We start from the raw sequence: 10,273 nt of genomic DNA, 5'->3' as shown, positions 1-10,273 counted from the left end.
AGCGGCGGTAGTGACATGCCGCTATAAGAGCATATTTCCCCAACGAATTCAATGAATAAGACGCTTAAACCCGTGTCGGTCTCCAGGTTTCCTGAGGCGCCCGCCAGTCAATTCCGGATAGTAAATAGGGGTCGGAACAAGAGCTGCTCGAAATCGTACGCTTAACGCCGAACGGAGCGTGAACGTCAGGCAGCGCGCAGGATTCTTCCCGGAAGCCGCAACGGTCTGAAGCCTTCGGGCATTTGCTGTTCATCGTCCCAGGAATAGATGCCGGTGAGATTGATGTGCTCCCAACTGAGCGGCGAAATGTGCTTGAGCAAAGCGTCCGGAATGACCCGGCCGCTCTGACGAAGGTGAGCGACGGCGCGGCTGAGGTAGACCGTGTTCCAATGGACGATGGCGCTGACGACGAGGTTGAGGCCGGATGCGCGGAATGCCTGGCTCTCGAACGATCGGTCGCGGATTTCACCGCGCTCGTGGAAAAAGACGGCGCGTTTGAGCTTGTGGGCGGCCTCACCCTTGTTGAGCCCGGCCTGGCACCGCCGGCGCAGCGCCGGACTTGAATACCATTCGATCATGAACAGGGATCGTTCGATCCGGCCGAGCTCCCGGAGAGCCTTGGCCAACTGGCTGGCCTTGGATGACGCCGTAAGCTTCTTGAGAATGGTCGAGGGGACGACGGAGCGTGTCGTGATCGACGCCGCCAAATGCAGCAGATCGTCCCAATGCTCCAGGATAAGCGCGGTGTTGATCGGAGCACCGATATGATTGGCCAGCGCGGGATAGGCATTGGCCTTCTCGAACGTGTGGAATTTTCGGTCCTTGAGGTTGCGCAGCCGCGGCGCGAAGCGCTTGCCGATCAGGGCGAACAGCGCGAAGACGTGATCGCTGGCGCCGCCGGTATCAGTAAACAGCTCTTCGATGTCGAGGATCGTATCGTGGTCGAACAGACCATCGAGCACATAGGCTGCCTCGCTCTCGGTCGGACTGATCGGCAGAATGCTGAAGTAGCCATATTGGTCGGAAAGATGGCTGTAGAACTTCGATCCTGGCTCGTTGCCATAGTGGAGATTGATGTCGCCGCGCTTTGCGGCCCGGTCGCTGGCGCGGAAGAACTGCCCATCAGACGAGGCCGTCGTCCCGTCTCCCCAGAGTCGGGAATGGGGATGACGCATGTGGGCGTCGGTCACGCAGGCCTGGGCGGCCCGGTAGGTTTCGGATCGGGCATGGAAGGTGCGCATCCAGCCGATCTGGTGGGCGCTGATACCCTTGGAGGCGCCGGCCATGCGCTTCGGGCCGAGATTGGTCGCGTCCGCCAGTACGCCGGCGAGCATGGCGGATATGTTTTTCGGCGTGTCGCCTGTTCGAATGTGCGTGAACTGATCGGCGAAACCGGTCCATTCATGCACTTCCCTGAGGAGGTCCGGCACTTCGACCAGTGGGTACATTTCGCTGATCTCGACGTTCAGCTCCTCTGCCGCGGCGGGGACGTCGCTGGCGGGTGGCGTCACGATCAGGGTTCCCGCATCGAGCCTGACACCTTCGAGTTTTCCGTTGCGGGCGCGATAGGCCAGACGCTTGAGATTAAAGTCCATCGTCTGCTGGACCTCGGCGAGCCAGGCCGCACCGTCACCCTGCACCCCAAGACCGAGCTTGCCTCCCTCCTTCATGGCGATGAAGGCGGGCTTTGGCATCAGATGTTCGTCGATCGGTCGGAATGACCGGCTGCCCTCGACCCAGATGTCGGCGGAGCGAAGCCGATCGCGCAAGGCTGCAAGCGTCGCAATCTCGTAGAGCCGCCGGTCGGGCTTTGTCTGTCCGAAGATCAATTTCCGATCGGCCGCGCCGAGATGGGCGACCGGAACGCGCTCGGGAAGGGCGCGCCGCCCTTCCGCGTAAAAGGTTCTCAGGGTTGCGATCGCGGCAAGCAGCGGATCGTGCCGGCGCGTCGAGTGGAAGGTGAATGCTTGCAGGAACAACCCCGCATATTTGCGGACATTCCCATATTGTTCAGCCGCGAGAACCAGGGGCGAGGCATCATTGTCCTCGACCATGGCTTCAAGGCCGGGCTTCATCTGCAGCAGGCGATGCCAGCCAACATGCCGGTCCAGTGTCTCAAGTGCGTTCTCATCATTGTCGTTGGCAGCCTGAAGAGCCGATATCGTCTCGAGGAACAGCCGCAATGCCTTCGACGTCTCGATCCGGGAGTTCATGTGGCGCTGCTTTTTGCGGTTATTGGCCTGGGAAAAGAGCCGGCCGATCAGCTTGATGAACATCGTCACCGCATCATCGGTGAGCTTCTGACCGCGCTTGATGACCTGCGCGACGATCGTCGCGTGCCGGCGATTGGCATTGAAGTCACTGGCGAGCCACGCCGGCGTGACGTCGCCCTCCCGGATCATCTGGTCCCACCGTCCCGAAGGGACGCGGGCCTGCAACCGGGAATCGATGGCGAGCGTACGCAGGAACGCGATCCGCTCGGTCAATCCGACCAGGTTCGAAGCGCCTGGAGCGTCCGGTGCGGAGCGCAGCCAGTGAAATCGTGTCTGGCCAATGGCCGGATCGACCTTCAGCAAATCATCGAGACCCTGACGCCGCTCAGGGGACAAGTCCGAGATCAAAGCCATTTCTGCGCGCCGACGGGCTATCGCGCGGGCCGCCAGCCCGATCCGCTCGATAGTGTCCACTGCCGGCAATAACACCCGCCGCTCCCGGAACGTGGTGATGATGGCATTCGCGATCGAAATGCCCTTGTCCGTCGCCGCGGCCGTTTCGATCGCTGACAGCAAAGCCGCACGACGATCCTGAGCGGTGGCGCTTCTCATGCCCAGGTAGCGATGCAGGCGGACGACATGCTCCCGGCGGGTCTCTTCCCGTCGAGCGTAGAAGCCGAACGTGTCGGGATCCACGCCCAGTTGCTCGGCGACATAATTGAGCATAGCCCTCGGCGGAACTTCGTTGGCCATGAGTGTCCTACCGGGATGCCGCATCAGACAAAGCTGAACCGCAAAGCCGAGCTGGTTATGCTTGCGCCGGCGAACTTCAATTTCCAGCCGGTCGTCCGGGGACAAAGAATAGTGACGAATCAGGCTGTCCTCGTCGGTCGGAATGTCGAAAAGCTCCTGTCGATCCTGGTTCTTGAGAAGCTTCCGCCTGGCCATGTGCTTACTCCTTACAATGCGAGCCGATGGCCTTGCCTCTGTCCGAAAACGGTCGGTTCCGTACAGGTCGAAAAAGCACTGTCCACAAATTACCTTGACAGGGTTATGAACAGCAAGGATATTTCGGACAGCCTATTCGGACGAAATTAGCCATGCCGCGCACCTTCGCCTATGTCCGTGTCTCCACGACCGGGCAGACCACCGAAAACCAGATTCAGGAAATTGAAGCGGCCGGCTTCCACGTCGAGCCGCACCGGATCATCACCGAGACCGTGTCCGGCAGCACCGCCATTGCCCAGCGACAAGGCTTCACCCGGCTCATGGACAGGTTGGAAGCGGGCGACGTGCTGATAGTGACCAAGCTCGATCGCCTCGGCCGCGACGCCATCGATGTCAGCACCACGGTCAAGGCGCTGGCCGAAGGGGGCGTACGGGTTCACTGCCTCGCGCTTGGCGGCGTCGATCTCACCAGCTCGGCCGGAACGATGACCATGAACGTACTCAATGCCGTCGCACAGTTCGAACGCGATCTGCTGATCGAACGGACGCAATCCGGTCTGAAGCGCGCGAAATCGGAAGGCAAGTTGCTTGGCCGTCCTTCGACCCTCAGCGAGAAGCAAAAACAGGACGTGCGGGAAGATCTTGCCAAAGGAATGAGCATTTCCGCTCTTGCTAGAAAGTTCGAAACCAGCCGCCAGACCATCATGCGCGTCAGGGACGACAGTTCACGGTCCGTTCGACCTTAGGACCTCAGAGCGGATGATTTCGAGCAGTTCTTGTTCTGACCCCGATGGGCGTTTGGTGCCCGATCCATCGCGGGGCGCGGATAGGCGATCCGCTCTTCCGGATCACGGTCGAGATACGGCCGGACGTGGTCATGCAAATGATCGGGCACCCGGCTACCAATCCTCCACCGACCGCCTGCGCTTCTCGCGCGCGGGGTGTTCGGCGGCAGCAGGCGTTTGCAGCCGCATGGCATGGTAAGGCTTTGCCGAAATCGCTCGAGCCGCCGTTGATGTTTGATCGTTCAATCGCCTTGGTAAAGTGGGCTTCACTAAAATCGTTAGCGGAAAATCGTGCGGTGTTTATGGTCTAAACCTAACCGCCATATGACATTTTCCGGTTTGAAGCGGCAAAGCAAAACCCACACTTCCACGGCACCACCAATACCAATCGACGGGGCGCACCGCCAGAACGCGCCCGGAGCGGTACGCGCTTCCATAGAAGTTACGCCTAGTATAATATCAGGGTTGTCTAATTTGTCGACGGCAACCGCCTGAGCGCCGGGTGCCTTCGATCACCTGGTCGGCTGGCAGTTAATCGTAATAATGCGGTAGTATCGGTTATGTTAAGCAGTTAATTGCGAGAATGACGTAAGTCGTATTCTCAGTTTAACTGTAATAGAATCAGCGTTAACGTCATGTATTTTTTTGTACGCAGACCTCGATAACATATACAGAGTTTCTCTACATACGCAAGTTCGCATATTAAATATCAATGAACCTACAAATTTATCAAGTTAAGTGCATGCTCTAAATTTAAGAACACTTCTAACATACTATCATAATTACCTGTAATGCGATAAAAGATAAACCTAGGCGTTTGACCGAAATCGAAGACAAGCGTCGAGTTAACTGCGCAGGTTGACACGTTACGGGGAGCAGTTCCGGGAAGAAACATTGGAGGAAAGAAGATGAGTACAGCGTTGTTACGACGATTGGGCGTGGCCTTTTCCGCGCTCGTCCTTGGGTGCGGGCTGGCGATGGCTTCCGCCTCGGCACAGGACAAGAAGCCCAACATCCTCGTCATCTGGGGCGACGATGTCGGCTACTGGAACGTCAGCGCCTACAACCAGGGCATGATGGGTTACAAGACACCCAACATCGACCGCATCGCCAAGGAGGGCGCGCTGTTCACCGACTGGTACGGCCAGCAGAGCTGCACGGCCGGGCGCGCTGCATTCATCACCGGCCAGGTCGGCTTCCGAACCGGCCTGCTCAAGGTCGGTCTGCCGGGCGCCAAGGAAGGTTTGCAGGCGCGCGATGTCACCATCGCCGAGCTGCTCAAGGGCCAGGGCTATGCGACCGCCCAATTCGGCAAGAACCATCTCGGCGACCTCGACGAGCACTTGCCCACCGCGCATGGCTTCGACGAGTTCTTCGGCTCGCTCTACCACCTCAATGCCGAGGATGAGCCGGAAAATCCCGACTATTTCAAAGACCCGGAGATGATCAAGAGGTATGCCACACGCGGCGTGATCCATAGCTGGGCCAACCCGGACGGCACCCAGAAGATCGAGAGTGCCGGAGTGCTGAACGAGAAGCGCATGGAAACCATTGACGAGGAAATCCTCGCGGGATCGATGGATTATCTCGCGCGCGCCAAGACGGCCGACAAGCCCTTCTTCCTATGGGTGAATTTCACCCGCATGCACATCTGGCTGCGGCTCAAGGAAGAGAGCCAGGGCAAGACCGGCCTCGGCCCCTATCCCGACGGCCTGGTCGAGCACGACGGCCATGTCGGTCAGTTGCTCGACAAGCTCAAGGAACTCGGCCTCGATGACAACACCATCGTCATGTACTCCACGGACAATGGCGCCATGAAAGACGTGTGGCCGGAAGGCGGGCAGTCACCGTTCCGCGGTCAGAAGGCCACCAACTGGGAAGGCGGCTACCGCGTGCCGAGCGCCATCCGCTGGCCCGGCGTCGTCAAGCCCGGAACCATCAGCAACGACATCTTCTCCCACGAAGACATGCTGCCCACGCTGCTCGCCGCCGCCGGCGTCCCGGACGTCAAAGAGCAACTCCTCAAAGGCATGAAAGTCGGCGACAAGACCTTCAAGGTCCATCTCGACGGCTACAACATCACCGATGCGCTGGCGGGCAAGCAGGCCGGCCCGCGCCATGAGTTTTTCTACTTCCTGGACGACGGCACGCTCGCCGCGCTGCGCTATGACCAGTGGAAGATCGTCTTCGCCGAGAAGCCCGAGCATGGCTTCGATGTCTGGCGGGCCAAACCTACGCCGATTGAATTGCCCAAGCTCTTCAATCTACGCGCAGACCCCTTCGAGACCGCGGACAAGGAGGGCATGGACTACACCCGCTGGAACCTTGAGCACGCGTTCGTGATGGTCCCGGCGCAGCAATACGTCGGCAAGTTCCTGGCCACGTTCAAGGAATTTCCGCCGAGCCAGAAGGTCGGCAGCTTCTCGCTGGATCGCGTGCTGGAGACGCTCCAGACCCAGAACGCGGGAGGCAACTGACACCACGCTTGAATGAACTGCTGGCTCAACCTACCGGGCCGCGCCCCGTCTCAGACGGGGTGCGGCCGCTCGGTCGACGCGATTCGACAGAACGGCGCAAGGGGACCGGCAAACCAGCAGAACAGTGAGGGGGCTGACATGAGGCTAATACTGACCATAGCGCGCCGGCCGGTTGTCGGTTGGTTGTTCGCCGCGACCGCGGCCGTCTGGATCGCGGTGCTGGCGGCGGCGCCTGCATTTGCGCAGACCGATGTCCTGCCATCATGGAACGATGGGCCGGCAAGACAGGCAATCGTCGATTTCGTGACCAAGGTCACTGCGGAGGGTGGACCGGATTTCGTGCCGGCGACCGAACGCATCGCCACCTTCGACAATGATGGCTGCCTGTGGAGCGAGCAACCTATCTATGTGCAGATTGTATTCATTCTCGACCGGGTGAAGGCGCTGGCGCCGCAGCATCCTGAATGGAACGAGGCCGAACCGTTCAAGTCGGTGCTTGCCGGGGATTTGAAAGGCGTCGCCGCATCCGGCGAGAAGGGCTTGATGGAGCTCATGGCGGCCACCCACGCCGGCATGACGAGCGAAGAATTCACGGCAATCGTCACGGATTGGATAGCAGAGGCTCGCCACCCGAAATACGGCAGGGCTTACAATGCACTGGTCTATCAGCCGATGCTCGAGGTGATCGACTATCTCAAGCGGAACGAATTCAAGGTGTTCATCGTCTCGGGCGGCGGAATCGAGTTCATGCGGCCGTGGACCGAAAAAGTTTACGGCATCCCGGCCGAGAATGTCGTCGGATCGAGCATCAAGACGAAATACGAAGTGCGCGACGGTGTTCCGGTGATCGTCCGACTGCCTGAGATCGACTTCATCGACGACAAGGCGGGAAAGCCCATCGGCATCCAGAAATTCATCGGCAAGCGCCCGATCGCGGCCTTCGGCAATTCCGATGGCGGTTTCGAGATGCTGGAATGGACCACATCGGGACCGGGGCGTCGACTCGGCGTCATCGTGCACCATGACGATGCGGAGCGCGAAACCGCCTATGATCGCGAATCGCACATCGGTCGCTTGGACAAAGGCCTCGACGAGGCGCCAATACGCGGCTGGACCGTCGTCAGCATGAAGAATGACTGGAAGACCGTTTTCCCATTTGGAAACAAATGAGAAGGCGGTCAATATCGCGCTTGTGCGCGCTTGTGAGGCGAAGCTTTCAGAATGCAATTGGTGTCGCCATAGGCGCGATTGCGTCCGCGCGCGTCCAGATGGCCTGCGCCGGGCTACTGCTGGTTGCCTGGATAGCAAATGGCACCGCAGCCGATCCTCCGCGCTTCGTCGGCTCACAATCCTGTCAGAGCTGCCATGAGTCCGAGACCAGGGCCTGGTCGAATTCCCATCACAGCTGGGCACTGCGGGCACCGACGCCGGACAACGTACTCGGCGACTTCGACGACGCGACGTTCGAGCACAAGGGGCTGACATCGCGCTTCTTTCGCAAGGACCGGCGCTATTTCGTCGAGACCGATGGCGCGAACGGCAAACTCGCTGCCTTCGAGATCAAATATGTCGTCGGCGTCGCGCCATTGCAGCAATACCTCGTCGAGACCGAGCGCGGCCGGCTGCAGGCGCTCGACATCGCCTGGGACGTCGGCGCCGGCCGCTGGTTCCACCTCTACCCGAGCGAAGATGTCCGGGCCGGCAACGGTCTGCACTGGTCGGGGCCATACAAGAACTGGCAGGCGCGCTGCGCCGAATGCCACCAGACCGGCTTCATGAAAAACTACGATCCGGTCCAGCATAGCTATACGACGCAATGGGCTGAACTCACGGTGTCGTGCGAATCCTGTCACGGTCCGGCGTCGCAGCATGTGGCCTGGGCGCGAAATCGCGATTTCACCGCCGCGACGACGCGTCCGACGGGATCGGTACTCAACCTTAGCAAGGCTGAGCAGGCGAGCGAACTCGCGATTTGCGGTCCGTGTCATGCTCGCCGCGAGGCTTTCTCGCCCGACAGTTCGCCGGTTGGCTCCGTTTTCGGCGACCACTACGGTTTGGCCCTTCTGGGCTCAGGTCTCTATTTCCCGGACGGGCAACAGCGGGACGAGGTCTACATCCTCGGCTCCTTCCTTCAATCGAAGATGAAGGCCAAGGGAGTCACCTGCTCCAACTGCCATGAGCCGCATGGCGGTCAGCTGGTCGCGGAAGGCAATTCGGTGTGCACCCAGTGCCATGGCGAGGCGGTCAGAGATGACTTCCCGACGTTGAAGAGGGCCGCCTACGACACGCCCGCGCACCACCATCACAAGCCGGGCAGCGACGCCGCGCAATGCGTGAGCTGCCATATGCCCGAGCGCACCTATATGGGGATCGACAAGCGCCGCGATCATTTCTTCAGGCGGCCCGATCCCCTTCAGTCGAATGCGGCTCGATCGCCCGACGTCTGCACATCCTGCCATACCGGCGAGACTCCGGAGTGGGCGGCGCAGCAGATCAGCGCGTGGTTCCCCGGCTCGGACAGATCGTGGCAGAACCGCTCCGCATTCCTGGCTGTCGCCGATGGCGTGAGCGCTCTGGCCGAGCTCGAGGCTCTCGCCGACTATGCGCTCGATCTAGATCGGCCCGACATTGTGCGCGCCAGCGCGGTCGACGTCCTGCGCGATTTCGCCGATCAGAACGTTGTCGAAAGGGTCCGTGCCCTTCTGGCGGACGAGAGCGACCTGGTGCGCACCGCCGCCGCTTCGCTCACCCGAAATCTTGCCGTGCCGCTGCGTGTGGCATTGCTGAAGCCACTGCTCACCGATCCCGTGCAGGCGGTGCGCCAGGCCGCAGCCCAAGAGCTTCTCGCGGACGACATCTCCGCAATGAGTGCTGCGGAAAAGGCGGCCCTCGATCGCGCGTTGACGGAATACCGCGCGTCACGACTCGCCATGGCCGACACGCCCGAGAGCCAGATGGCCATCGCCGGCGCCGAACTGGTGAGCCGCAACTGGGTGGCCGCCGAGACCGCCTTCAACGAAGCCATCGCGATGGACCTGCAGCTCGAGTCCGCGTGGCTGACGTTGTCGCGCCTGCGTTCGGCGCTGGGCGACCCGCAAGGCGCCGCAGGTTATCTCGAAAGAGGACTCGTGCAGCTGCCAGGCAGCATCAATCTGATGATCGAGATGGCCGGCCAGGTGGCAGCGCGCGGCGACGACGCTGCTGCCATCGAATGGTACCGGAGGGTCCTCGCCGCTCATGGTTCCGAGCGGCGCGCCCTCGCCGGCCTAGGATTCTCGGCGTTGCGTGTCGGGGACTACAACCTGGCAATTGAAGTAACTGCAACGTTGCTCAGTCTCGATCCGGCCAACGCTCAGGCCTACGCTGTCATTGCCGTCTCCTACTACGCAAAGGGCGACCATGATCGGGCAAAGGAAAACGCTGCCAAGGCCCAGGAAATAGACCCTTTCCTACCCTTGCCACAGGAGCTCGAACGTCTCCTGCAAGGTGAGTAGTCGGCCGGCCCGATCTCTGGAGAAACCGGCGCGCCGTGCGCTCGTCTTGGTGCAAGTCCATCGCCCGGCGACGATCGAACTTCGCGGCTATCACGGGAAGCAGTGGCACACGCCGCCGGATAGCTGGCGGTGAAATGATATCTTGCTCCTTCCACCAAACGGCCTGATCGATGGTTCATGTTCCGTTCGCTCTTAGCGTACGATTTCGAGCAGTTCTTGTTCCGACCCGAAATACGAGAGCTGCGCCGGCGTGATTGCCACCGCACCGCCCTCCACATTCGGCCAGATAAACCGACCGCGTTCCAATTTTTTCGTGAACAGGCATGCGCCCTGGCCATCATGCCAGATCAATTTTA

Annotated in this window: 6 protein-coding genes and 1 pseudogene; 4 read left to right on the top strand and 3 right to left on the bottom strand. The window is 60.5% G+C overall.

What is annotated here, in order from left to right; translation table 11 throughout:
• Positions 1–185 precede the first annotated feature (185 nt).
• Complete coding sequence (locus tag AC244_RS34465) at positions 186–3,161, bottom strand: Tn3 family transposase (protein ID WP_053253319.1); 2,976 nt, start codon at positions 3,159–3,161, stop codon at positions 186–188.
• A 152-nt stretch (positions 3,162–3,313) separates the two neighbouring features.
• On the opposite strand from AC244_RS34465, the gene AC244_RS34460 reads away from it, so the two are divergent.
• A complete protein-coding gene (locus AC244_RS34460; RefSeq protein WP_053253318.1) occupies positions 3,314–3,907 on the top strand; it encodes a recombinase family protein in 594 nt (197 codons plus the stop codon).
• Between the two features lie 55 nt (positions 3,908–3,962).
• Here AC244_RS34460 and AC244_RS39055 read toward each other — a convergent pair.
• Positions 3,963–4,056, bottom strand: a pseudogene (locus AC244_RS39055) (NTP-binding protein); the annotation flags it as partial.
• Between the two features lie 798 nt (positions 4,057–4,854).
• Between AC244_RS39055 and AC244_RS34455 the strand changes: the two are divergent.
• The 3 genes from AC244_RS34455 (at position 4,855) to AC244_RS34445 (ending at position 9,917) form a co-directional block, all read left to right on the top strand.
• Positions 4,855–6,423, top strand: coding sequence for an arylsulfatase (locus AC244_RS34455; RefSeq protein WP_053253317.1), 1,569 nt, complete (start codon positions 4,855–4,857; stop codon positions 6,421–6,423).
• Between the two features lie 138 nt (positions 6,424–6,561).
• The gene (locus AC244_RS34450; protein WP_082367349.1) at positions 6,562–7,593 is read left to right on the top strand and encodes an HAD family hydrolase; all 1,032 of its coding nucleotides are present in this window, start codon (positions 6,562–6,564) and stop codon (positions 7,591–7,593) included.
• 98 nt (positions 7,594–7,691) lie between these two features.
• On the top strand, positions 7,692–9,917 hold the full coding sequence (locus AC244_RS34445; protein WP_161807941.1) for a cytochrome c3 family protein: 2,226 nt from the start codon (positions 7,692–7,694) through the stop codon (positions 9,915–9,917).
• A 192-nt stretch (positions 9,918–10,109) separates the two neighbouring features.
• Here the strand turns inward: AC244_RS34445 and tnpB are convergent, their stop codons facing one another.
• Positions 10,110–10,268, bottom strand: a complete 159-nt coding sequence (tnpB, locus tag AC244_RS36120) for an IS66 family insertion sequence element accessory protein TnpB (protein WP_414735993.1) — start codon at positions 10,266–10,268, stop codon at positions 10,110–10,112.
• Positions 10,269–10,273: the final 5 nt, after the last annotated feature.

Origin of the sequence: Ensifer adhaerens, from assembly GCF_001270265.1 — a bacterium.
GTDB lineage: Bacteria > Pseudomonadota > Alphaproteobacteria > Rhizobiales > Rhizobiaceae > Ensifer > Ensifer adhaerens_B.
Note: the sequence above shows the minus strand (reverse complement) of the source record. Positions and strands in the feature narration are given on the sequence as shown.

Excerpts from the sequence above, each read along its gene's own strand:
- AC244_RS34455 (WP_053253317.1), top strand. The coding sequence starts at position 4,855 with ATGAGTACAGCGTTGTTACGACGATTGGGCGTGGCCTTTTCCGCGCTC.
- AC244_RS34460 (WP_053253318.1), top strand. The coding sequence starts at position 3,314 with ATGCCGCGCACCTTCGCCTATGTCCGTGTCTCCACGACCGGGCAGACC.
- AC244_RS34445 (WP_161807941.1), top strand. The coding sequence starts at position 7,692 with ATGGCCTGCGCCGGGCTACTGCTGGTTGCCTGGATAGCAAATGGCACC.
- AC244_RS34450 (WP_082367349.1), top strand. The coding sequence starts at position 6,562 with ATGAGGCTAATACTGACCATAGCGCGCCGGCCGGTTGTCGGTTGGTTG.
- AC244_RS34465 (WP_053253319.1), bottom strand. The coding sequence starts at position 3,161 with ATGGCCAGGCGGAAGCTTCTCAAGAACCAGGATCGACAGGAGCTTTTC.